General features: G+C 63.8%; 18 protein-coding genes. 10 read left to right on the top strand and 8 right to left on the bottom strand.

Annotation, left to right across the window (positions count from 1 at the left end; all coding sequences use genetic code 11):
* Positions 1-38: 38 nt before the first annotated feature.
* Together rpoB and J2S32_RS12180 are read right to left on the bottom strand one after the other, a co-directional pair.
* Positions 39-4,259, bottom strand: coding sequence for a DNA-directed RNA polymerase subunit beta (rpoB, locus tag J2S32_RS12185; RefSeq protein WP_253521793.1), 4,221 nt, complete (start codon positions 4,257-4,259; stop codon positions 39-41).
* A 297-nt stretch (positions 4,260-4,556) separates the two neighbouring features.
* Complete coding sequence (locus tag J2S32_RS12180) at positions 4,557-5,066, bottom strand: YybH family protein (RefSeq protein WP_253521790.1); 510 nt, start codon at positions 5,064-5,066, stop codon at positions 4,557-4,559.
* A gap of 375 nt (positions 5,067-5,441) precedes the next feature.
* Here J2S32_RS12180 and J2S32_RS12175 point away from each other — a divergent pair, with 375 nt between their 5' ends.
* From J2S32_RS12175 to J2S32_RS12155, 5 genes are all read left to right on the top strand, one after another.
* A complete protein-coding gene (locus J2S32_RS12175) occupies positions 5,442-6,170 on the top strand; it encodes a hypothetical protein (RefSeq protein ID WP_253521788.1) in 729 nt (242 codons plus the stop codon).
* Positions 6,171-6,461: 291 nt separating this feature from the next.
* Positions 6,462-6,977 (top strand): 50S ribosomal protein L10, encoded by a 516-nt coding sequence (rplJ, locus tag J2S32_RS12170; protein WP_253521785.1) that lies wholly within the window; start codon positions 6,462-6,464, stop codon positions 6,975-6,977.
* A gap of 83 nt (positions 6,978-7,060) precedes the next feature.
* Positions 7,061-7,435, top strand: a complete 375-nt coding sequence (gene rplL, locus J2S32_RS12165; RefSeq protein ID WP_253521782.1) for a 50S ribosomal protein L7/L12 — start codon at positions 7,061-7,063, stop codon at positions 7,433-7,435.
* A 228-nt stretch (positions 7,436-7,663) separates the two neighbouring features.
* Positions 7,664-8,530 carry a hypothetical protein gene (locus J2S32_RS12160; RefSeq protein ID WP_253521778.1) on the top strand — a complete coding sequence of 289 codons (867 nt, stop codon included), beginning with the start codon at positions 7,664-7,666 and terminating at the stop codon, positions 8,528-8,530.
* Between the two features lie 138 nt (positions 8,531-8,668).
* A complete protein-coding gene (locus J2S32_RS12155; protein ID WP_253521775.1) occupies positions 8,669-10,081 on the top strand; it encodes an MATE family efflux transporter in 1,413 nt (470 codons plus the stop codon).
* A gap of 1 nt (position 10,082) precedes the next feature.
* Here the strand turns inward: J2S32_RS12155 and J2S32_RS12150 are convergent, their stop codons facing one another.
* Positions 10,083-10,916, bottom strand: a complete 834-nt coding sequence (locus tag J2S32_RS12150; protein ID WP_253521772.1) for a mechanosensitive ion channel family protein — start codon at positions 10,914-10,916, stop codon at positions 10,083-10,085.
* A gap of 226 nt (positions 10,917-11,142) precedes the next feature.
* Between J2S32_RS12150 and groES the strand changes: the two genes are divergently transcribed.
* Entirely contained in the window at positions 11,143-11,430 is a 288-nt protein-coding gene (gene groES / locus J2S32_RS12145) for a co-chaperone GroES (RefSeq protein WP_253521769.1), read from the top strand.
* A 53-nt stretch (positions 11,431-11,483) separates the two neighbouring features.
* Positions 11,484-13,133: a chaperonin GroEL gene (gene groL / locus J2S32_RS12140; RefSeq protein ID WP_253521765.1), complete on the top strand. Its 1,650-nt coding sequence runs from the start codon at positions 11,484-11,486 to the stop codon at positions 13,131-13,133.
* A gap of 97 nt (positions 13,134-13,230) precedes the next feature.
* Here groL and J2S32_RS12135 read toward each other — a convergent pair whose 3' ends face one another.
* The 4 genes from J2S32_RS12135 to J2S32_RS12120 form a co-directional block, all read right to left on the bottom strand.
* The gene (locus tag J2S32_RS12135) at positions 13,231-14,292 is read right to left on the bottom strand and encodes an endonuclease/exonuclease/phosphatase family protein (protein ID WP_253521762.1); all 1,062 of its coding nucleotides are present in this window, start codon (positions 14,290-14,292) and stop codon (positions 13,231-13,233) included.
* A gap of 1 nt (position 14,293) precedes the next feature.
* Positions 14,294-16,516 (bottom strand): DUF305 domain-containing protein, encoded by a 2,223-nt coding sequence (locus J2S32_RS12130; RefSeq protein WP_253521760.1) that lies wholly within the window; start codon positions 16,514-16,516, stop codon positions 14,294-14,296.
* Positions 16,517-16,604: 88 nt separating this feature from the next.
* Positions 16,605-17,897: an acyl-CoA dehydrogenase family protein gene (locus tag J2S32_RS12125; RefSeq protein WP_253521757.1), complete on the bottom strand. Its 1,293-nt coding sequence runs from the start codon at positions 17,895-17,897 to the stop codon at positions 16,605-16,607.
* Positions 17,897-19,246 carry a phosphotransferase gene (locus tag J2S32_RS12120; RefSeq protein WP_253521755.1) on the bottom strand — a complete coding sequence of 450 codons (1,350 nt, stop codon included), beginning with the start codon at positions 19,244-19,246 and terminating at the stop codon, positions 17,897-17,899. The genes J2S32_RS12125 and J2S32_RS12120 overlap by 1 nt, the downstream gene beginning before the upstream one ends.
* A gap of 97 nt (positions 19,247-19,343) precedes the next feature.
* On the opposite strand from J2S32_RS12120, the gene J2S32_RS12115 reads away from it, so the two are divergent.
* Both J2S32_RS12115 and J2S32_RS12110 read left to right on the top strand, forming a co-directional pair.
* The gene (locus J2S32_RS12115) at positions 19,344-19,751 is read left to right on the top strand and encodes a baeRF12 domain-containing protein (protein ID WP_253521753.1); all 408 of its coding nucleotides are present in this window, start codon (positions 19,344-19,346) and stop codon (positions 19,749-19,751) included.
* A gap of 139 nt (positions 19,752-19,890) precedes the next feature.
* The gene (locus J2S32_RS12110; protein WP_253521750.1) at positions 19,891-20,907 is read left to right on the top strand and encodes a serine hydrolase; all 1,017 of its coding nucleotides are present in this window, start codon (positions 19,891-19,893) and stop codon (positions 20,905-20,907) included.
* A gap of 97 nt (positions 20,908-21,004) precedes the next feature.
* Here the strand turns inward: J2S32_RS12110 and J2S32_RS12105 are convergent, their stop codons facing one another.
* On the bottom strand, positions 21,005-21,259 hold the full coding sequence (locus J2S32_RS12105) for a hypothetical protein (protein ID WP_253521748.1): 255 nt from the start codon (positions 21,257-21,259) through the stop codon (positions 21,005-21,007).
* A gap of 246 nt (positions 21,260-21,505) precedes the next feature.
* On the opposite strand from J2S32_RS12105, the gene polA reads away from it, so the two are divergent.
* Positions 21,506-24,340 carry a DNA polymerase I gene (gene polA / locus J2S32_RS12100; RefSeq protein WP_253521747.1) on the top strand — a complete coding sequence of 945 codons (2,835 nt, stop codon included), beginning with the start codon at positions 21,506-21,508 and terminating at the stop codon, positions 24,338-24,340.
* The last annotated feature ends 14 nt before the right edge of the window (positions 24,341-24,354 follow it).

Raw genomic sequence — 24,354 nt, 5'->3', positions numbered from 1 at the left:
GAATTCCTTGGGGCGGTGGTGGGGAGCGCTAGGCTCCCCTATTCCGCCGCGATCGCGAGGCCGTCGCCGTCCTCGTCGCCTTCGCTGAGCGACTTGAGTTCGACATTGAGACCCAGGCTGCGCATTTCCTTGACGAGCACGTTGAAGCTCTCCGGAATGCCCGCTTCGAAGGTATCGTCACCCTTGACGATCGCTTCGTAGACCTTGGTCCGCCCGATCACGTCATCCGACTTCACGGTGAGGATTTCCTGCAGCGTGTAGGCGGCGCCGTAGGCCTGGAGCGCCCAGACCTCCATTTCCCCGAAGCGCTGGCCGCCGAACTGCGCCTTACCGCCCAGCGGCTGCTGGGTGACGAGGCTGTAGGGGCCGATCGAACGGGCGTGGATCTTGTCGTCGACGAGGTGATGCAGCTTGAGCATGTAGATGATGCCCACGGTGACCTTGCGGTCGAAGGCTTCACCTGTGCGCCCGTCGAACAGGACCGACTGGCCCGAGCTGTGCAGACCGGCCTTTTCGAGCTCGATCGTCACATCGCCTTCGCGCGCACCGTCGAACACCGGCGTACCCATCGGGACACCCGTGGTCAGATTGCCTGCCAGTTCGATCACTTCGGCGGTCGAACGGCTGTCGATCGCGTCGTGATACTCCTCGCCGTAAACTTCCTTCAGACGATCGATGATCGCTTCGGGCGGCTTGGCCTTGGCGTAATCTTCCGACGCATCCGGATTGGCGCGCTTCCACTCTTCGAGCTGCTCGCCGATCTGGTGGCCCAGATTACGGGCCGCCATGCCGAGATGCGTTTCGAAGATCTGACCGACGTTCATGCGCGAAGGCACGCCCAGCGGGTTGAGCACGATGTCGACCGGGGTACCGTCCTCGAGGAACGGCATGTCCTCCTGCGGCAGGATGCGCGAAATCACACCCTTGTTCCCGTGACGGCCGGCCATCTTGTCGCCCGGCTGCAGCTTGCGCTTCACCGCGACGAAGACCTTGACCATCTTGAGCACGCCCGGAGCGAGTTCGTCGCCGCGTTCGAGCTTTTCCTTACGGTCTTCGAACTTCTCTTCGATGATCTTGACCGCTTCGTCATACTGCGACTTGACCGCTTCAAGCTGCGCCTGGCGGCCATCGTCAGCCACGGCGAACTTGAACCATTCGTGACGGTCGATGTCGTCGAGCAGCTCTTCGCTGATCTCGGTGCCCTTCTTGACGCCCTTGGGCGCTGCCGAAGCCGTCTGGCCCATCAGCATGTCGCGCAGGCGGTTGTAGGTCGCCCGGTTGAGGATCGCGCGTTCGTCGTTCGAGTCCTTGCGGAGGCGTTCGATTTCCTCGTTCTGGATCGCCCGGGTACGGTCGTCGATCTCGATACCGTGACGGTTGAAGACGCGCACTTCGACGACGGTCCCGGCAACACCCGGCGGCAGGCGAAGCGAGGTGTCGCGCACATCGCTGGCCTTTTCACCGAAGATGGCGCGCAGGAGCTTTTCTTCCGGCGTCATCGGGCTTTCGCCCTTGGGCGTGATCTTGCCCGCCAGGATATCGCCCGGGTGCACTTCGGCGCCGATGTAGACGATGCCCGCTTCGTCGAGGTTGCGCAGCGCTTCCTCGCCGACATTGGGAATGTCGCGGGTGATGTCTTCGGGCCCGAGCTTGGTGTCGCGCGCCATGACTTCGAATTCCTCGATGTGGATCGAGGTGAAGACGTCGTCCTTCACGATGCGCTCGGAGATGAGGATACTATCCTCGTAGTTGTAGCCATTCCAGGGCATGAAGGCGACGAGGCTGTTGCGGCCCAGTGCCAGCTCGCCGAGATCGGTCGAGGGACCGTCGGCAATGATGTCGCCCGGTTCGACCGTCTCGCCCACCTTCACCAGCGGACGCTGGTTGATGCAGGTGTTCTGGTTCGAACGCTGGAACTTCTGCAGCGTGTAGATGTCGACGCCCGACTGGCCGGCTTCGACATCGCCGATCGCGCGGATGACGATACGCGTCGCGTCGACCTGGTCGACGATCCCGCCGCGGGTCGCCGCGATCGCCGCGCCGCTGTCACGCGCCACGGTTTCTTCCATGCCGGTACCGACGAAGGGTGCCTCGGCCTTGACCAGGGGCACAGCCTGACGCTGCATGTTCGAGCCCATCAGCGCGCGGTTGGCGTCATCGTTTTCCAGGAACGGAATGAGCGACGCTGCAACCGAGACGAGCTGCTTGGGGCTGACGTCCATCAGCGTGATGGTTTCGCGCGGCGCCATGAGGTTGTCACCGTCGTGACGGGCCGAAACCAGTTCTTCGACGAACGAACCGTCATCGTTGAGATCGGCCGAAGCCTGCGCAACGGTGTGCTTCTGCTCTTCCATCGCCGAGAGATAGACCACCTCTTCGGTGACCTTGCCGTCGAGGACCTTGCGATACGGCGTTTCGATAAAGCCGTACTTGTTGACGCGCGCAAAGGTCGAGAGCGAGTTGATCAGACCGATGTTCGGGCCTTCGGGCGTTTCAATCGGGCAGATGCGGCCATAGTGCGTCGGGTGGACGTCGCGCACTTCGAAGCCGGCCCGCTCGCGGGTAAGACCGCCGGGGCCAAGCGCCGAGACGCGGCGCTTGTGGGTGACTTCCGACAGCGGGTTGGTCTGGTCCATGAACTGCGAGAGCTGCGAGGAGCCGAAGAACTCGCGCACTGCGGCGACAGCCGGCTTCGCGTTGATCAGATCGTTCGGCATCACGGTCGAGACATCGACCGAGCTCATGCGTTCCTTGACCGCGCGTTCCATGCGCAGCAGGCCGACGCGGTACTGGTTTTCGAGCAGTTCGCCGACCGAACGCACCCGGCGGTTGCCGAGATTGTCGATGTCGTCGACGTCGCCCTTGCCGTCCTTGAGGTCGACCAGTTCCTTGACCACGGCCAGGATGTCTTCCTTGCGCAGCGTGGTCACGGTGTCTTCGGCGTCGAGTTCGAGACGCATGTTGAGCTTGACGCGGCCGACGGCGGAAAGGTCGTAGCGCTCGCTATCGAAGAACAGGCCTTCGAACAGCGCTTCGGCGGTTTCCTTGGTCGGCGGTTCGCCCGGACGCATGACCTTGTAGATCGCTTCGAGACCCTCGTCGCGGTTCTCGGCCTTGTCGACCTGCAGCGTGTTGCGGATCCACGGACCGGTGGTGACATGGTCGACGTCGAGCAGGACCATCGAATCGACGCCCGCGGCATCGAGCACTTCGAGGTTCTCGGCCGAGACTTCCTCGCCCGCCTCGATGTAGATGCGGCCGGTCTTCTCGTCGATCATGTCGCGGCTGGCATAGCGGCCGAAGATTTCCTCGGTCGGCAGCAGCAGCGTTTCAAGACCGTCCTTGGCCGCCTTGTTGGCGGCACGCGGGCTGATCTTCTGGCCGGCGGGGAACACTTCCTCGCCGGTCTTGGCATCGACCAGCGCGAACGCCGGCTTCTGGCCGCGCCAGTTTTCGGGGACGAAGGGGATGTTCCAGCCTTCGCCCTTCTTGCCGGTCGCGCGCTTCCAGGTGACGGTTTCGTAGAAATGCGCGAGGATGTCCTCGCTGTCGAGACCCAGCGCATACAGCAGTGCGGTGACCGGCAGCTTGCGCTTGCGGTCGATCCGGACGTTGACGATGTCCTTGGCGTCGAATTCGAAATCGAGCCACGAACCGCGATAGGGAATGATGCGCGCGGCGAACAGCAGCTTACCCGAGGAATGCGTCTTGCCGCGGTCGTGATCGAACAACACACCCGGCGAACGGTGCATCTGCGATACGATCACGCGCTCGGTGCCGTTGATGACGAAGGTGCCATTGCCGGTCATGAGCGGCATGTCGCCCATGTAGACGTCCTGCTCCTTGATATCGAGGACCGAGCGGGTCTCGGTTTCCTGGTCGACCTCGAACACGATCAGGCGCAGCGTGACCTTCATCGGCGCGGCATAGGTGATCCCACGCTGGCGGCATTCGACGATGTCGTATTTCGGCGCTTCGAGTTCATAATGGACGAAGTCGAGTTCGGCGGTACCGGCGAAGTCGCGGATCGGGAACACCGAGCGCAGCGTCTTCTCGAGGCCGGAGACGTAATCGATCTCCTTGTTCGAACGCAGGAACTGTTCGTAGCTCTCGCGCTGCACCTCGATGAGGTTAGGCATATCGACGACTTCATGGATGTCGCCGAAGATCTTGCGGATCCGGCGTTTCGCCGTGCCCTGCGCATTTGCTCCGCGTGCCTTCTTGGGGGACTTCGCGGGAGCTTTCGCCTTGGTAGCCATAAGGGGTACGTACCTCTTCTCGTGTGCGCCGGTCCCGTGCGGGGAAGACCGGTGATTGCTTCTCATGCGCGTGAGATCCATGGTCGGGACGCGAAAAGGCCGCAGCGTATGGCACACCGGTTGCGGTGGCTGCTGCAGCTTCTCGAGCGTCGCGATTATGGAAACGCCGCTTCCATCCTGTGTCCGATTCCCGCGCTTGAATCGGACTCGCTCGAAGCGTGCGGTCGGAGCAGCATGTAGGAATTGCCCCCGCGCCTGTCAAACGCGGAATCGATCGGGCCGGATTTGCGGCGGGGCTCAGCCCTCCGCGCGGGCGCTCCACATCATCCGTTCGATCTTCCAGTGGCCTGCCGCGTCGGGGCGGGCGTGGATGATATAATGGCCGCGCTGCGCGGTGCGCGTGCCATCGAAGACGAAGGCAATCTCGCTGTAACCGGTGATCGCGGCCAGCGCGACCGAGCCTTCGACATCGATCGTGCGATGGTCGATATACTCGATCCTGGTCGGCGGCGCGCCTTCGGGAAACCAGAAGGCGCGCAATTCCTCGGTCCCCGACAGCGGCCCGCGGCCGCGCCCGGGATAAACGATTGCATCGGGCGCAAACAGCTTCAGCAACGCTTCCGCCTGCGCCTCGGTACCATCCTCGCGCCAGGCTTTGACATAGGCCCGGTCGAGCGAATGCAGCGCCTCGCGATCCCCCGCGGTCAGCCCGCCGATCCGCACTTCGGTGGGGACGGGCGCATCGGCAGCGGACCCGGAACAGGCCGCCAGGCTAAAGGCCGCCACCAGGGGTGCCAGGCGATACATACAGTTCCTCCTTCGATCCAAGGACGCGGTGGCCGATCGAACCCTCACGGTCGAAACCTCCTCCACCAATGACCGCCAGCACCCGGCGAATGGCATAACCAACCGACCCGGCGGAATTCGGGATGGTCGATTGACGATAATTGGCAGCGTTGTCATATCGAAGCTCGATAAGGGGAACCACCTAGGTTTCCCGTCATAGTCAACGGCTTGCACGCCGCCAACCAGCGCATTCGGGTTGTCGCCAAATTGCGGGCACTTTTCTTCGCCTGCAGATGTATCAGGATGGGACAATCCGGTGGCGCGGCCGCGCATCCGTTCGTATTTCTATCGACCGGGCGAGCCGATAATCCATTCCGAAACCGGGGGGACCAAACCATGACCACTTTCCTGTCCGCATTCCGCACCGTTCACACCCGCAGCCTCGCCTTTGCCGCAGCGCTGCCGCTCGTCGCGGCGATTCCGTTGGTGGCCGAGTTCGTCCAGCACGTGGTCGAGATACGCAGCGGCATGTATGCCGGGGTCGAGGCCGCGCAGGCGCTCGAAAGCGACCCCGACCGGATGATCGCCGGGTTCTTCAAGACGATCGCGCTGGGCCTGCCCGCCTATTTCCTCATTCGCTGGCTGCATACGCAGGGCGATCGCGGCTTCGCTACGCGGTTCGACAGGCCCGCAGTGACGCTGTTCGGCCTCGTTATTGCGCTGCAGGCGCTGCTCGCCTGGCTTGGCCTCTATGTCTGGACCGAAGGGCCGATGGGTATCGGCTTCTTTGTCTTCGGCCTGATTTTCATGCCGCTGATCGTGCGCTTCATCGTCGCTGCGCCGCTGGGCAGCTTCATCAGTCCGCTGCAGTCGATCCGCGTGATGGCGCCAGACGCGCTGTTCGCGATCCTCTTCCCGCTGGCCGCCATGCTCCCGCTGATGGTGCTGCATTATGCGCTGGGCATCGGCGCAATCTTCGTCGAAGGCACAGCGCTGAAATGGGCCATGCTGACGCTCGACAGCGTCGTCACCGCATGGCTCGCGCTGGTGATGATCGCTGCCCAATATGTGATCGCCACGCGCCCCGCCCCGATCGACGCGTCGTCCGGGCCCGCCGCGCGATAGCGCCAGACGCTTGACAGAATCGCCCAAATCCTTAGAGGCCCGCGGTCGAACGGCGGGTCTCTTTCGATTCCGCCCGTTCATCCGTCCGAGACAGTTGGTGAAGGCGAATTGGCGCCTTCTTAATTTCCAGCCTAGGCGGGGACAGAGATTTCCGGTGCTTCGGCACCGTTTCGCGCCACCAGGCGCACTCCTTCCCCATCAACGGACTCGCCCGTTCCGGTTCGCCGGGGCGGACAAACGTAGCCGGTCGCGGCGGGTTTTCCCGGCGTGGCCATAGTGAAGGAGTATGGCATGGATCGTTCGCAGAAAACCGATGCGGTCGCCCAGCTCAACGAAGTCTTCGCCCAGTCCGGCGTGGTGGTCGTCACCCGCAATCTGGGGCTTACGGTGGATCAGTCCACCGAACTGCGTACGAAGATGCGTGAAGCCGGTGCGTCCTACAAGGTTGCCAAGAACCGTCTCGCCAAGCTCGCCCTGAAGGACACCGACTACACAGGTCTCGAAGAGTACCTGACCGGTCCGACCGCCCTTGGTTATTCCGAGGATCCGGTTGCTGCGGCGAAAGCCGTGGTGGAGTTCGCCAAGACTACCGACAAGATTGAAATCGTCGGTGGTTCGATGGGCGCGCAGAAGCTCGACGAAGCAGGGGTTCGGGCGCTTGCCTCGATGCCCAGCCTCGACGAACTTCGTGGCACTATCGTGGGCCTCCTCAACGCGCCGGCAACCAAGGTTGTCCGCACGATCAAGGAACCCACGTCGATGCTCGCACGCGTTGTTGGCGCTTATGGCGCCAAGGAAGCCGCGTAAGAGCCGGTTCGACGTACGAACACACATTCATCGGGGCATTCGTCCATCAGGACACCCCGGCCTTATATTTGGAGTGAAACATCATGGCCGATATCGCCAAGCTTGTTGAAGAACTGTCGAAGCTGACCGTCATGGAAGCCGCTGAGCTTGCCAAGGCACTTGAAGAAGAGTGGGGCGTGAGCGCCGCTGCTGCTGTTGCTGTTGCTGGCCCCGCCGGCGGCGGCGATGCCCCCGCAGCCGAAGAAAAGGACGAATTCGATGTCGTCCTGACCGGCGACGGTGGCAAGAAGATCCAGGTCATCAAGGAAGTCCGCGCCATCACCGGTCTGGGCCTCTCGGAAGCCAAGGCTCTCGTCGAAGGTGCGCCCAAGCCCGTCAAGGAAGGCGTCAACAAGGCAGAAGCCGAAGAAATCAAGGGCAAGATCGAAGCAGCCGGCGGTACCGTCGAGCTCAAGTAAGCTACTGCCCGTTTGGGCGCTTACGCTTCGATCTCGCGTGCGAGATCACGGAAGGGCGGTGCCGCAAGGCGCCGCCCTTTTTTGTCGACGGGCGGAGCGCCCGGCAGAAAACGTGCAATGCAAATGGATCGGGTAGCTCGAAGTTGTCCATCATCCCGCAGCAATCTCAATAACCGCAGTCGGGTTTGGAGACTTTGACTCGGGCAGTTACCGCAATATACTTCGTGGATGATTGTTCATCCGGGTCTCCTAATCGCACTGCTTTTTACTTCGGTCGTAGCGGTTGCGCAGACGCCCGGTGATATCGAACCCGCTTCAAATCAACCCGATAGAGAGCAGATCGTTGTTAGCGGAAATCGAGTGAAGACCGCGGAGGGTGTCAGAGCTCTCAGACGCTTTGCCGAGCAGGTTCTGGAACCGGCAAAGACGGACCAGCTCGCCCGGTGGAACGCCCGTGTTTGCCCCAAGATCACCGGCGTACGCGACGCTGAAGCGCGCTTTATTCGTGAACGGATCACCAGCCTGGCCAGCGATGTCGGGCTTCGCGTGGCCGACGGCGAGTGCAATACCACCATGCTGATCGCCTTTTCGCTTGGGGCAGGTGAACTCGCCATATCGCTGACCGATCGCAAGCGCGTCCTCTTGAGACAGGATGGCTATGCCAAATGGCAACAGTTTCGCGAAACCCACCGACCGGTTCGCTGGCTGACTGTCACCAATTTCTGTAGCGAAGGCTGCGCCTTGCCGAATTCCCGCCTCAGCCACTCGAGTCAGGCCAATTTCCAGATATTGGTTGTAATTGTCGACCACGAACAGATCGGAGACTTTCAGATCGGCGAGCTGGCCGATTATCTTGCGATGGTCTCGCTCGCCGCGCCCGACATGGAGGGACCGTGGCCCAAGAGTTCGATCCTCGCGATGTTCGACACCAAGCGCGACGAATCCGCGCGGTTTGGCCTGACCGATTACGATCTGGCACTGCTGCGCGGACTCTATGCGAGCCGTGGCAACGCAACCGGCCGTGAACAGGTCAGCCGGATTGTGGCCGAAATGACGGCGGACATCGATCCTGCCACGGATCCACGCGGGGACTAACAGCTCATATCTCTCTTTGCGTGGCCATGCCGCATCGCAAAGAGTGTGCCCTCCGGGCCTCGCCTTCCGGGGGAAAGCGGTTTCATCAAATGCACGGGGTTGGTCCGGGCACTATCCTGCCCTATCCGGTCCGGCTGCATGTCGATCGCAACCGCCATGGAGCCCACGCCTCCTGGCGGTGATGGCTGGCGCACCGAGCTGCGCGCGACGCTGCGGCTGAGCTGGCCGCTGGCGGCGGCAAACCTGTTGCAGATGCTGACCTATGCGATCGACGTGATCTTCATCGCGCGGCTGGGCGAGGACCAGCTCGCTGCCTCGGCGCTGGCGATCGCGCTGTTCGGCCTGGTGCTATGGGCGCTGTCGGGCCTGACCGGGGCGGTGGCGCCGGTGGCAGCTGCCGAGCTGGGCGAACGTGCCCCGGCGCTGCGCTCGGTCCGGCGGACGGTCCGCATGGCGCTGTGGCTGGCGCTGTTTTCGGGCGTGGCCGGGATCGGCCTGTGCCTTTTGCTCGGCCCGCTGATGCAGGTTACCGGGCAGGAACCGCAGATCATCGCGATGGCGATCGAATACAACTCGCTGCTGGTGCTCAGCCTGGTGCCGATGCTGTTCTGCAATGTGCTGCGCAGCTTCGTCTCCACGCTCGACCGGCCGATCTTCGCCACAGCGATCACTGCGGGCGGCATCTTCGTCAATGCGCTGGCCAATTACGCTTTCATCTTCGGCAATCTGGGCGCGCCCGAGTTGGGGCTGCAGGGCGCCGCGGTCGCGACGATCTTCACCACTCTGACCACGCTTGCGGCATATGTCGTCGCGATCCGGCTGGACCCCAAACTGCACCGCTACCGCGTGTTCGGACGCTGGTGGTCGCCCGACTGGGCGCGCTTCATGCACATCGTCCGCGTGGGCACGCCGATCGCGCTGACCATTACCGCCGAGGCAGGCATCTTCGGCGCGGCCGCTTTCCTGATGGGCAATATCGGTGCGAGCGAGCTGGCGGCGCACACGGTGGCGCTGCAGATCGCGGCGCTGGCGTTCCAGGTGCCCTTCGGCGTTGGCCAGGCGGCGACGATCCGGGTGGGCTATTTCTATGGCGCGCGCGATCCCGAGGGGGTCAAGCGCGCGGGATGGACCGCGATCATCGTCGGCACCGGTTTCATGGCGCTCACCGCGCTGGCGATGGTGGTGATCCCCAAGCCGCTGATCGCGATCTATGTCGATCCGTGGGACCCGAAGAATGCCGTGCTGGTAGGCTTCGCGTTGCAGTATATCGTCATCGCCGCGGCCTTCCAGCTGTTCGACGGGATGCAGGCGGTCGCCGCAGGCGCGCTGCGCGGATTGCAGGATACCCGCATCCCGATGTGGATCGCCGCCTTCGCCTATTGGGTCCCGGGGATCGGCACCGCGCTGGTGCTGGGCTTCTACACCCCGCTGGCGGGGATCGGCGTGTGGATCGGGCTGGCGACCGGGCTGACCGTGGCCGCCGCACTGCTCGGCTGGCGCTGGCACCGGCGCGAGGCGCTGGGGCTGACCCGCCACCCGCTTAACGCATAGCTCAGGCGGCGCGCTGCACCACCTCGCGCTGCGGGAACGGGATGGAAATGCCGACATCGTCGAAGCGCGCCTTGACCGCTTCGGTGAGATCCCATGACAGGCCGAGATAGTCGGAGGTGCTGCACCACACGCGCAGGCCGATCCCGACCGAGCTGTCATCGAGCGAGCTGACGAAGGTGACCGCCTCGGGTTCGGACAACACACGCTCGTCGGTCAGTGCCAGCTTCAACAGCTCCTCTCGCGCGCGCAGCATGCTGTCGCCATAGGCAATGCCCACGACCAGTTCGAGCCGGCGGTTCGGATGCCGGTGGAAGTTGACGATCGCCTGGTTCCACAGCTGCGAATTGGGCACCATCACGAACAGGCCGTCGAACTGCTTGAGTTCGGTCGTAAACAGCCCGATCTGCTGGACCGTGCCGGTCACCGATCCGGCGGAGATCGCCTCGCCCACCTTGAACGGCTTCTGGACGAGGATCATCACCCCGGAAGCAACATTGCTGAGCGTGCCCTGCAACGCGAGGCCGATCGCAAGCGCCATGCCGCCGAGCGCGGCGAGGATGCTGGTGGTTTCCACTCCGAACTGCGCGAGCACGGTGACCAGCACCACCGCCCACAGAGCGTATTTCACGATGCTCGAGAGGAAGTTGGCCACGGTCGGCTCGAACCGCGGCGAGCGCGTCATCGCCCGTTCCGCCCAGCGCGAAAGTATCCCGGCAAGCAGCAGGCCGATGACCAGCACCGCGAAAGCGCCCGCGATGTCCATCATGTGCAGCCGCAGCCAAAGCCAGATCTGTTCGGGAATGGTCAGTGCGGAAATGGCTTGGTCGGTCGTCATTCGTGGGCAGCCCTTTATCGCGGCATTTTCATATCGATCGGGGTGGGCCCACCGGGGATTGGTCCACCCGCTTCGCCACCCCCAACGCAGCACTGGCGCAAGAGTTCATTTTTTGCTCGCCGACCCGTTGACTCTGCCAAGCCGCGCACCCAAATGCCCCGTGCTGGCACTCTCACCGAGTGAGTGCCAACATCCCTTTTTCACTCTTAGAAGAGAGGTCATCATCATGGCATTTCGTCCGCTGCACGACCGCGTACTGGTCCGTCGCATCGAAGCCGAAGAAAAGACCGCCGGCGGGATCATCATTCCCGACAGCGCCCAGGAAAAGCCGAGCGAAGGCGAAATCGTCGCTGTCGGTTCGGGTGCCAAGGCGGAAGACGGCACGGTCACCCCGCTCGACGTCAAGGCCGGCGACCGCGTCTTGTTCGGCAAGTGGTCGGGCACCGAGGTCAAGCTCGATGGCGAAGACCTGCTGATCATGAAGGAAAGCGACATCATGGGGATCATCGGCTGATCGCCGGATCCTGACGCTTTCCACCAGACACACCAATTCCAGGAGAAACACCAATGGCAGCCAAGGACGTAAAGTTCGGCCGCGACGCGCGCGAAGGCATCCTGCGCGGCGTCGATACCCTCGCCAATGCCGTTAAGGTCACGCTCGGCCCCAAGGGCCGCAATGTCGTGATCGACAAGAGCTTCGGCGCCCCGCGCATCACCAAGGACGGCGTCACCGTCGCCAAGGAAATCGAACTCAAGGACAAGTTCGAGAACATGGGCGCGCAGATGATCAAGGAAGTCGCATCGAAGGCGAATGACGCCGCCGGTGACGGCACCACCACCGCTACCGTGCTGGCACAGTCGATCGTGACCGAAGGCATGAAGTCGGTCGCCGCGGGCATGAACCCGATGGACCTCAAGCGCGGCATCGACCTCGCCGTCATCAAGGTCGTCGAAGACCTCAAGAACCGTTCGAAGGACGTCTCGGGCAGCGAAGAAATCGCCCAGGTCGGCGTGATCTCCGCCAATGGCGACCGTGAAGTCGGCGAAAAGATCGCCGAAGCCATGGAAAAGGTCGGCAAGGAAGGCGTGATCACCGTCGACGAGAGCAAGGGTCTCGAATTCGAGCTCGAAACCGTCGAAGGCATGCAGTTCGACCGCGGCTACCTGTCGCCCTACTTCATCACCAACCCGGACAAGATGACGGTCGAACTCGAAAATCCGTACATCCTGATCCACGAAAAGAAGCTGTCGAACCTGCAGGCAATGCTGCCGGTGCTCGAAGCGGCTGTTCAGAGCGGTCGCCCGCTGCTGATCATCGCGGAAGACATCGAAGGCGAAGCGCTGGCCACTCTCGTGGTCAACAAGCTGCGCGGCGGCCTCAAGGTTGCAGCGGTCAAGGCTCCCGGCTTCGGCGATCGCCGCAAGGCGATGCTGCAGGACATCGCGATCCTGACGCAGGGCGAGATGATTTCGGAAGACCTCGGCATCAAGCTCGAGAACGTTACCCTCGGCATGCTCGGCGAAGCCAAGCGCGTCACCATCGACAAGGACAACACCACGATTGTCGACGGTGCCGGTGACGAAGGCGACATCAAGGCGCGCGTGAACGAGATCCGCACCCAGATCGACAACACCAGCAGCGATTACGACCGCGAGAAGCTCCAGGAGCGTCTCGCCAAGCTCGCCGGCGGTGTGGCCGTGATCAAGGTCGGCGGCGCTACCGAGATCGAAGTCAAGGAACGCAAGGACCGCGTCGACGACGCGCTACACGCCACCCGCGCAGCCGTCGAAGAAGGCATCGTCCCGGGCGGCGGTACCGCGCTGCTCTATGCGACCAAGGCTCTCGAAGGCCTCGAAGGCATCAATGACGACCAGACCCGCGGCATCGACATCATCCGTCGTGCGCTGCAGGCTCCGGTCCGCCAGATCGCCTCGAACGCAGGCCATGATGGCGCTGTGGTTGCCGGCAAGCTGACCGATGCCAACGATACCTCGCTTGGCTTCAATGCGGCGACCGACACCTACGAAGACCTGGTCAAGGCCGGCGTCATCGACCCGACCAAGGTCGTGCGCACCGCGCTGCAGGACGCCGCTTCGGTGGCCGGCCTGCTGATCACGACCGAGGCTGCGATCGCCGAGAAGCCCGAAGACAAGTCGGCTGCCCCGGCAATGCCCGACATGGGCGGCATGGGCGGTATGGGCGGCATGGGCTTCTAAGCCCCGCCCCCGACCGACAGGTCACATGAAGAGGCCCGGCAGGAGCGATCCTGCCGGGCCTTTTTATTGGGTCACCGCGCGCTGGAGAAAGTGCGTCCTATAGCCCTTGTGCGGCGGGGGTTTCCGGCGCGAAAAGTCCTTCGATATCGGCATCGGCGGACATCGGATCGACGCAGACCCGTGCGATCAGCGGGAGGTGATCTGAACCGACATCGTCGCCGATCACGAGTTCTTCCACCTTCACCCCGTCCTTGACGAAGATCTGGTCGAGCGGCCAGCCGACCCAGGCATAGTCGGCGGGGAAGGTCGCGAAGCTGCCACGGCCCGCGCGCGGATCGCGGTAGCCGCCTTCGCGGGCAAAGCGCGTCGTGGTTTTGGACCACGGGACATCGTTGAAATCCCCAATCGCGAGCACGTTCGAAAGGCCGTCGGGTGTGCGCGCACCCGCCTGCGCGATATTCGCATCGCGGCTCTCGGTCGATTGCCCCGGCAGCGGCGGGCGCGGATGCAGGCCGATCAGTTCGAACCGCGCGCCACCGTCCATGCGCAGGGTGGCATAGAGCGTCGGCGTGTTCGAACTGGTGTTGGCGACCATTTCGGCGCGGTCGACGGTCAGCCGGGTGGCGAAGGCCATGCCGTATTTGTTGTCGAGCGGCCGGTCGAGCCGATAGCCATAGCGCGCCAATTGCGGCTCGAGCGCGTCGAGCCACGGCTGGTGAGTTTCCATCAGCAACAGGATATCGGGATCGACCCGCTCGATCAGCTTCGCGGTGTCTCCATAGCGGTCGTTGTCCTGCAGCACGTTGAACGACAGCAGCCGCGCGCAGCTCATCCCGTCGACCTCGTCGGGCAGGGGAACCTGCGCAGTGGCGAGGAAAGTATAGGGCCACAAACGCCACATATTGATGCCGATGGTGATCGCCGCGAGACCCAGCACCACGGCCCGCCTGTGCGACAGGATCAGGCCCACCACCGCCAGCGCGGCAGCCAGATAGACCGACGGCTCGCGCAGCATGTCGAGCATGCGCACCGAACCGCGGTTGGTATCGAGCAGCGATATCAGCGCTGCGATGGCGAGCAGCGCGAGCAGCCCGATGAGCAGCCTCGCCCCGATCGTCCGGCTGCGGGAGCGGGCGCCGCTTCGCTGATCGATAGCCATCTCAACCGCCCTTACGGCTAGCCTCCGCCGCCGCGGCGACTTCTGCCGGCCAGGTCACCTGCGTCTGCGTCTGCGGATTGAACAGCTCGCCTTCGTACTGCGCCGCCTCGGCCGCCGCGATCTCCTCGGCAGTCAAGAACTCGCTTGGCTCGAGCGCGAAGACATCGAGCCCGCGGGTAATCTCGGTCGCGTAGATGCGGCCATTGTACCAATAGGCCGACCAGTAGCCGCCGGTCACCAGCTGGTCCGCATCGACCGGCCCGCGGTCGAAATAGGCGATCTCGAACGGGTTTTCCGCATCGGTGAAATCGATCACCGAAATGCCGCCCTGATACCATGCCTGGACGAAGATATCGCGCCCCGGCACCGGGATGATCGAGCCATTATGCGCGACGCAGTTTTCCTTGTCGGTCTGCGGTGCGGGCAGCTTGTAGAGGCTGCGGAAGCCGAGCTTGCCATCCTCGATCGCGTAAATCGCATTGGCGCCCCAGGTCACCGGATCGCCCGCCTGGCAGCGCGGTCGCCCGCCGCCGCCCCATTCATCGGTGAACAGCACTTTGGTGCCGTCATTGTTGAAGGTGGCCGAGTGCCAATAGGCAAAGCCCTGGTCGGTCACATCGTCGATCCGCTGCGGTTTGAGCGGGTCGGCAATGTCGAGGATGATGCCATTGCCCGAACAGGCGCCCGCCGCGAGGTTAAGCGCCGGGAAGACGGTGATGTCGTGGCACTGATCGGTGACGCGGGTATCCTGCGTGCCCTCGCCATGGTCGCCGCCGCGCCACAGGCCCGCGATCTGTCCGTCCTGCGCGAAGATGCGCGGGCTGTCGACGATCCGCGCGGCGCCCGGATCATCCACGGGAATCGCGATCACATCGATGCTGAACAGCGCGGTGCTGTCGCCGCCGCTTTCGAAACAGCCCGCCAGTTCCTTGCCATCGCGGACGTAGCTGGTGCCCGAATTATAGACCACCACGCGGTCCGCATCGGCGCTGACGACCGAATGCGTATGGCTGCCGCGGCAGGTCTGTACCTGCCCGACCTGGCGCGGGCGGGTGGCGTCCGAAATGTCGAAGATCCTGAGGCCGCGAAACCGTTCGTCGCTGACATTGTCGGCAATGCCCTGCAGCCCGCAATCTTTGCGTGCCCGGCTGTCCTGCACGCTCATCAACAAGAGGTCGCCGACGATCGAGACATCGCCCTGCCCGCCGGGGCAGACGGTCGAACTGACCAGTTGCGGAGCGCCGTCCGCGCCCAGCCGGTAGGTGTTGAAGCCGTGGTAATTGCCCGCCACCAGCAGGTCGCGGCTGAACGCCATGTCGGTATTGGCAAAGCTCAGCAGCGAGCCGCGCTCGCCAAAGCGGGGCTGGCCGTCCTCGTCTTCCTCGTCGCGAATATCGGGGCGGGACGCATCGACCAGTTCTGCCTTGTCTTCGGTTTCCTCGTCCTCTTCGATCAGCGGCGCAAGCTGGGCCGGGTTCTCCGGATCGAAAAAGCCGGTCGGCTTTGGCAGCGCGGTTACGAGGCGCAGATTGCTGATCGCTTCCTCTGCATCGCGGAAACCCGCTGCAAGGCTCGCGCGCGGATCGCTCGACAGCGCCGCGAGGATGCCGTTCATCCGGTCGATCTCGGCTTTCTGTTCCTTGACCACATCGTTGCTGAATTCGAACATCACCGGATCGTAGGCAGTGCCGGGCTGGCGATGCAGCGTCTCGACCATGTCGATCGCGCCCTCGTGATGGCGTACCATCAGCTGCAGGAACATGCGGTCGAACGCGGTTCCTTCGAGCGTTGCCAGTTCGGCCATCTGTTCGGGCGTCGCCATGCCCATCATCAAGTGATGCGCGGAATGGTCCATTCCCGCGTGGTGCATTGCCGCGGCGGGCTGTCCGCGTTCGGCCAGCCAGTCGCGCATGAAGGTGATCTCGTCCGCCTGGCTCGCATCGATGCGACCGGCAATCTTCGCCAGATCGGCGTGGTTGCTGCGGCCCTCGACCAGCGCGGCCAGATCGACCGCCTGCTGATGATGGACGATCATGTCCTGCATGAACTTGACGTCGGCAGGCGAGAACCGCGTGTCGGACAGGCGGATCGCCTCATCCTCGTCGATCACCCGCGAGGCAGTGCCCGGCGCGCCGGGCAGCACGATCGGCGCAGGCTGGGCAAGGGCCGCAGCCGAGGTAGACAGCAGCAGGCCGGTAGCCAGCGCACGAAGCGTGATTTTCATAATGTCGATCCCCAAGTTTGCTGCCCCAAAAGGCCCTGCGATCCGCAGCCGGTCAAGCGGCAATTTCGGGAACCGCTTTCGCGCCCGGTCAGGCTGCGGAGAACTTCCCGCGGCGCGGACCGAGATAGCCGAACAGATAGGCGCCGACCTTGCGCATCTGAATTTCCTCCGCCCCTTCGGTGATGCGGTAGCGGCGGTGGTGGCGATAGATATGCTCGAATGGCTTGTGCCGCGAATAGCCGATCCCGCCATGTACCTGCATTGCGCGGTCAGCGGCTTCGCACACCAGCCGGTTCGCCCAGTAATTGCACATCGAGACCTTGTCGGAGATCGTCTTCTCGATCTCTTCATGCGGCATGTTGTCCATGTCCCAGGCAGTCTTGTAGATCAGCAGCCGCAGCATTTCGCATTGCGTCGCGAGCTCGACCAGCGGGAACTGGATCGCCTGGTTGCGCGCCAGTTCCTCGCCGAACGGCTTGCGGGTCCGCGCGTATTTGACGCTTTCTTCCACGCAATATTGCGCCGCGCCAAGGCTCGATGCGGCCTGCCGGATGCGGTTCTGGTGGACGAAGCTCTGCGCCAGCGCGAGCCCTCGCCCCTCGACCCCGAGGATCGCCTCGTCGGGCACCCAGACATTGTTGACCGACAGGCGCGGGTGATCGGTGGGCATGTTGAAGGTCCACATCCATTCCTCGATCTCGAGGCCCGGTGTGGGGTTCGGAACAAGAAAGCAGGTGATCCCGCTGGCATCGCCATTCTCGCCGCCGGTGCGCGCGAACATCGCGCAATGCGTGGCGACATGCATGCCGGTGATCCACATCTTCTCGCCATCGATGCGCCAGCCGGAAACCCCGTCACGCGTCTCGCGCACCGCCCTGGTTTCCATCCAGGTGGCGTCGGAACCGTGGTCGGGCTCGGTCAGGCCGAAGGCGACCCGGCGCGTGCCTTCGAAGCCACCGGTAATGAATTCCTGTTTCTGGTCTTCGGTACCGAAGGTTTCGAACATCGCGACGAAGGGGAAATTGCCGACGATCGAATGTTCGTTCTGCAGATCGTTGTGCAGCCCCAGCCCGCGCTGCGCGAAGCGGTCGCGGATGACCGCCATCCACAGGTTCGAACCATCCTTGCCGCCGTATTTCTTCGGCGCGGAGAAGCGCCAGTGGCCTGCCTCGTCGGCGGCCTTGCGGCATTCGCGCAGCAGGTCTTCCCAATCGTGGCTCGGCAGGCCGCCGCGATCCCAGTCGGTGCGCGCATCCTCGCGGCGGTGATCGAAAAAGCGGATGTTGTCGTCGCGCGCCACCAGCGGCGCGATGGTGCTGTCGATGAAGCCTTCCAGCTCGGCGTAATAGTCCTCGAGGTCCTGCGGTATCGCGAAGTCCATCAATCCTCTCCTGTCCATTTGGCCTGCGCGAGCGCGAGCATCGGGTATTTGGGTACGTCGGCGGCCAGCTTGTCGAGCGCGGCGCGGCGCAGCATCGCCAGCAGGCCGGGGGTTGCCAGCGTCGCCTTGCCGTCGAGCAGATCCTGCGCGAGCATGGCGTCTTCGCTCTGCGTGGCGGCCGCGTCATTGCGCGCGATCATGCCCAGCGCATTGCGCGCGACTGCCAGCTGGAAGCGGTCATGCCCCTCCATCCGGTCCTTCACCGTGCCGAGCCATTCGGCGATCGCAGTGGCGATTTCGCCGGCGCTCGCCTCGCCATCGGGTTCGAGCGGATCGTCGGCCGGGGGCACGGGCCGAGCCTGTTCGGCGGCCGGGGCATCCTCTTCGAGCAGCAGGAGCAGGTCGAGCTCCTGCTCGCTCGTCCGCCGCGAGATTACCACCCGTTCGAGCATGCGATCATCGCCGCTGCGCCAGAAGCTCGCCATGCGCAGGCAGCCGAGCGCCCACCACACCGTGCGATAGACCAGCCAGAAGCGGAACCGCCCGGCATCCACCTGCGCGCCGCTTTCGGCTTCATAGGCATCGACATAGTCCTGCAGCGATCCCAGCCCGAGCGCAGGCCGGTCGACCCGGGCAAAGCGCCACACCGCCATGCAGCCGAAAGCGAGGTCCTCGTGGCGATCGCCGAAATGCGCCAGCTCCCAGTCGAGCACGCCGGTCAGCTGCGAATCCTGCGCCAACAGATTGCCCAGCCGGTAGTCGCCATGGTTGAGCACCGGCTCGACACGCTCGGGCAGGTTATCGCGCAGCCAGCGCAGGCCGAGCGCGATGATCGGGCGGTCGGCGCCGGCCTCCTCGAACTGCACGGCGAGGCCGTCGACTGCCTCGGCATAGTCCATTTCGGGCACATCTCCGGGCAGCGCGGCGCGCGGCAGCGAATGGATTTTCGCCAGGTCGCGCGCCACCTGACGGAGCAATTGCGCGGGCTCGTCCATCGCCAAGATAGCGCGCGGATCGGGCGTCCCGGGCAAGGCGCGCATCACGAAACCGCTGCCGATGCCGTCGCCGGGCTGCAATTCGACCAGCACTTCGGGGGCAGTGACGCCTGCGCCATGCGCGGCGCGGATGATCGCGGCCTCGGTACCGTGTCCGAAGGGTCGGTCTTCCATGAACGACAGGCTGGGCGCGCGGCGCAGGACATAATCCCCGTCGCCGCTCGTAAAGCGCCAGCTTTCCATGGTTGCACCGCCCGTCAGCCGCGTGATCCCCTCGGGTGCGGCCATACCGGCGCGTGCGAGCGCCTGCGCCAGTCCCTGCTCCAGCGCGCCCGCGCTTTCCGTCTCTCCCATAGAATGAGTTGTGCATTGAAACGGGCCGTTGCTCAAGCCCGGACCTCATCGCCGCCTCGATCGTTGTCAGGGCAAGCAACAATCCAGAGGAGACTCCATGCGCCTTCCCACCAATGCCCATGTCGCCATCGTCGACGGCGAGAACTTCATCGTGATGCGCAACAGCGGCCAGCCGCTCGAACCCAAGCTTGGGGCAGCCGAAAAACCAGATCTGTCGGCGACCAATTTCAGCGCCGGGGTGAAGCATCAGGACGCAGGTGGTCAGCAGCATGGGCGCACCGATCTCAACGAGCTCGCGCATGGCGCCGCGGCCAGCGAATGGCTCAACGCCAAGGCAATCGCGGGAGAGATCGACAATGTACTGGTGATCGCGGATCCCAAGACATTGGGCGAAATGCGCCGCCATTATCATTCCGAACTGGAAAAGCGGCTGGTCGGTGAGATCGACAAGACCATGTCTGGCGAGCCGACCGAGCGGATCGAACAGGTGATTGCCAACGCCTGATCGATGCTTCCCGCATCAAAGTAACGCGGCGATCACCGAACCTGTCGCGCGCGCAACACTTTTCATCGCGGCGCCCTTGTCTAGCCCCAATCGATCAGCATTAAGCTTCGCCTAACCTTGAAAGGTATACAGGGTCAGTATGGGTAACAGACTTTTCGGACGACTGCTGGCGATTGCGGCGATGGCATGCGCCACGCCCACGCTGGCGCAGGGCAATGGCTTCGAATCCCAATTCGACACTGTTCTGGGGACCGAGGTTCGGACCCCGCCAAGCTATGACGCGCTGTATGCGACCCCGCTCGAGCGCCAGATCGCGCAATTGGCGGAAGGGTCGAACGGGCGGATCGGCGTCTATGCGATCGATCTGTCGACCGGGCGCGAGGTCGGCGTGTTGGCCGACCAGCGTTTCCCAATGGCCAGCACCAGCAAGGTCGCGATTGCCGCGACCTATCTGGCGGGTGTCGATGCCGGCCGGTGGAGCCTGACGAGCGAGTTTCGCCTGCCGCGTCCGGGCGGGGCCTATATGCCCGCCTACCGTCATCTCAGCCTGATGATCAGCAAGAGCTGCAACGATTGCACCGACGCGCTGCTTGCCGCAGTCGGCGGCCCGCGCGCAGTCAACAAATGGATGGAAGATGCCGGGATCGAAGGGTTCCAGCTGACCCGCGATATCGCCACGCTCATCCGCGAGGATGGCCGCATCGACCCCGCCTGGAGCGTCGATACCAAGGACAGCGCGACCCCGCGCGCCATGGGCCAGCTGCTCGCCGGGATTTACCAGGGCAAGTGGCTGAGCGATTATTCGCGCCGCGTCCTGCTCGACGCGATGGAAGAAACCACGACCGGCAAGCAGCGGATGCGTTCGGCGCTGCCGCTCAGCGCCAATCTGGCGCACAAGACCGGGACGCTTGCGCGGACCGCGAGCGATATCGGTATTTTCCATACGCCCGATGGGCGCGCGATTGCCGCCGCGATCTATGTCACCGGGCAAAGCCCGTCGATGGCGGTGGAAAACGGCAGCCGCACGCGCAAGCTCGAAGCGCGCTACAATCGCGATTCGCGGATCTCGACCATCACCCAGGCGCTGTATGACGGATTTGGCCGCGAAGCGCAGGACGGCCGCAACTGGGCCACGGCGGACTACGGCGGGGACTGACCCCCAGCTTACCATCCGGACAAACAAAAAGGGCGGCGCCGTGAGGCACCGCCCTTTCTGTTCGTGAACGTAAAACCGTCCGCGAAGCGAAATCGAATTAGTCGACTTCAGCTTCAGCAGCAGTTTCGTCGCCTTCGACAGCAGCTTCGACTTCAGCAGCAGTTGCATCGGCGTCAGCAGCGATTTCGTCAGCGCCGGCTTCCATGGCTTCGCCAGTGGCTTCCATGTTGGCTTCAGCGTCGGCAGCAACCGAATCGGCAGTTGCTTCGGCGCTGTCTTCGGTAGCTTCCGAGCAAGCGGCGAGGGTCAGGGCAGCGGCCGAAGCAGCAGCGAAAAGAGCGATCTTGCGCATAGTTCTAAATCCTTGAACAGCGAGTGTTGGGTGCGGTGCAAGGCCAGTGGCCCCTCCCGCGCGAAACCCCATTGGGGCCTCACAGCGTCTGAATAATGGCAGAAATGGGGCACGGCAAGCAGATTCACCGCAATCTTGCCACATTCCGGTCTCATTTTGGCCAAAATCGACAGAATTCCGCGACTTGTGGGGATGGGCGAAAATCGCGCTCCCCATTGTGCCAAGCCGTTGCTAAGCCGCTTGGCCATGGCTGAAACACCGCATCTCTACCTCGTCGATGGCTCGGCCTATATCTTCCGTGCCTATCATCGCCTCCCCCCGCTGACCGACCCCGAAGGGACACCGGTGGGCGCGGTCTATGGCTATACCACCATGCTGTGGAAGCTGGCCGACGATCTGCACAAGGCCGATGGGCCGACGCATCTGGCAGTGATTCTCGACAAGTCGAGCCGCAGCTTCCGCAACGAGATCTACGACAAGTACAAGGCCAACCGGCCCCCGCCGCCGGAGGATCTGGTGCCCCAGTTCCCGCTGATCCGCGACGCCACCCGCGCCTTCAGCCTGCCGTGCATCGAGGAACCCGATGTCGAGGCGGACGACATGATCGCATCCTACGCACGCGAAGCGCAGCGGCAGGGGTGGAACGTCACGATCGTCTCCTCCGACAAGGATCTTATGCAGCTTGTCGGCGAGCAGGACGGCGCGCGGATCGACATGCTCGACACGATGAAGAACGCGCGCATCTATATCGAGGAGGTCGAGGAGAAATTCGGCGTCCCGCCCGAAAAGGTTGGCGATGTCCTCGCGCTGATGGGCGATTCGGTCGACAACATCCCCGGCATCTTCGGCGTCGGGCCCAAGACTGCCAGCCGCCTGATCGCCGAACATGGCGGACTGACCGCTGCGCTCGATGCGGCAGAGGGCATGAAGAAAAGCAAGCTCAAGGAACGCCTGCTCGAATATCGCGCCGATGCCGAGCTCAGCCGCGTGCTGGTGACGCTGCGCGAGGATTGCGGCCTGCCCGTGTCGCTCGACGACATGAAGCTCGACCAGGTCCCCAGCGAACCGCTCGCCGCCTTCCTCGGCAAGCATGGCTTCTCCAGCCTGCTCAAACGGCTCGAGGCAGGCAATGGCAGCCCCTCGCGCACCACCGATCTCGACCCGGCGAAGCGCGACACGGCCGGCGCGCCCGCCAATGCGGCGGGCAATCGCCAGCCGCTGCCCGATTTTCCCGCGGTCGATCGCAGCGCCTATGAATGCGTCCAGACGCTCGACCGGCTCGAGGCCTGGGTCGAACGCGCGCAGGCCGCACGGCTGGTCGCGGTCGATACCGAAACCAGCTCGCTCGATTGCATGCAGTGCGATTTGGTCGGCATCAGCCTGGCGCTGGGCGCCAATGATGCCTGCTATATCCCGCTCGGTCATGGCGGCAGCGACATGTTTGCCGAGAAGCCGGTGCAGATCGACAAGGCTGCCGCGCTCCACGCGCTCGCGCCGCTTCTGGCGGATGATGCCGTGCTCAAGGTGTTCCACAACGGCAAATACGATCTCAACGTGCTGGCGCGCAACGGCGTGGCGGTATCGCCGGTCGACGATACGATGATCATCAGCTTCGATCTCGATGCCGGGCGCCAGCTCGACGGGATCGGCGGCGGTCACGGGATGGACGAACTGGCCGAACGCCATCTCGGCCATACCTGCCTGACCTTCAAGGAATTGTGCGGCACCGGGCGCAAGGCGATCCCCTTTGGTGAAGTGCCGCTCGACAAGGCGACCGCATATGCCGCCGAGGATGCCGATGTCACCTGGCGGCTCTACCAGCAGCTGAAACCGCGGCTCGCGACCGAAGGCGGGACGAAGATCTACGAGCGGGTCGACCGCCAGCTGGTCCCGGTGGTGGCGCAGATGGAACGGCACGGGATCAAGGTCGACCGTGCGCGGCTGGCCAGATTGTCCGAGGAATTCGCCGGCGAAACCGCCCGGCTGGAGAAGGAAATCCACGCGATTGCGGGGACCGAATTCACCGTCGGCAGCCCCAAGCAATTGGGCGAAGTGCTGTTCGTCACGCTCGGCTACAAAGGCGGCAAGAAGGGCAAGAGCGGGCAGTATTCGACCGACCAGAGCGTGCTCGAACGTCTGTCGGGCGAAGGCGCGCCGATTGCGGCCAAGATACTCGAATGGCGCCAGCTCGCCAAGCTCAAGAGCACTTATACCGATGCGCTGCAGGAAGCGATTAACCCGCAGACGGGCCGCGTGCATACCAGCTACAGCCTGGTCGGCGCGCAGACCGGGCGGCTCAGTTCCACCGATCCTAACCTGCAGAACATCCCGATCCGCACCGAGATCGGTCGCCAGATCCGCGAGGCCTTCGTCGCCGAGCCGGGCCATGTCCTGCTCGCCGCCGATTACAGCCAGATCGAGCTGCGGCTGGCGGCGCATATGGCCGACGTGCCGAGTTTGAAGGAAGCCTTCGCGCAAGGCGAGGACATCCACGCGCGCACCGCGATCGAGATGTTCGGCGAGGTCAATCGCGATACGCGCGGACGCGCCAAGACGATCAATTTCGCCATCCTCTACGGTATCTCGCGCTGGGGCCTGGGCGGACGCCTGGGGGTCGAGGCGGATGAGGCGCAGGCGATGATCGACACCTATTTCCAGCGCTTCCCCGGCATCCAGAAATACATCGTCCGTACGCTCGAGGAAGTCCGCGAACGCGGCTATTCGGAAACGCTGTTCGGGCGCAAGACCTGGTTCCCGCGGATCGGTTCGAAGAACCAGGCCGAACGGCAGGGCAGCGAGCGCGCAGCGATCAATGCGCCGATCCAGGGGACCAGCGCCGACATCATCAAGCGCGCGATGGTCCGCATGATGCCCGCCCTGCAGGAAGCCGGGCTGGGCCATGTCCGCATGCTGCTGCAGGTACATGACGAACTGGTGTTCGAATTGCCCGAAGCCGATGTTGCCGCCGCCTCTGCGGTTATCGAGCGGGTCATGGCGGGCGCTGCCGAACCCGCGGTGACGCTCGATGTGCCGCTGGGTGTCGATATCGGCACCGGCACCAGCTGGGGAGCGGCACACTGACCGAGATCGAGGAA

The organism is Qipengyuania citrea, from assembly GCF_024171405.1.
In the GTDB taxonomy this organism is placed as follows: Bacteria; Pseudomonadota; Alphaproteobacteria; order Sphingomonadales; family Sphingomonadaceae; genus Qipengyuania; species Qipengyuania profunda.
This window is presented reverse-complemented; position numbering and strand designations above follow the sequence as displayed.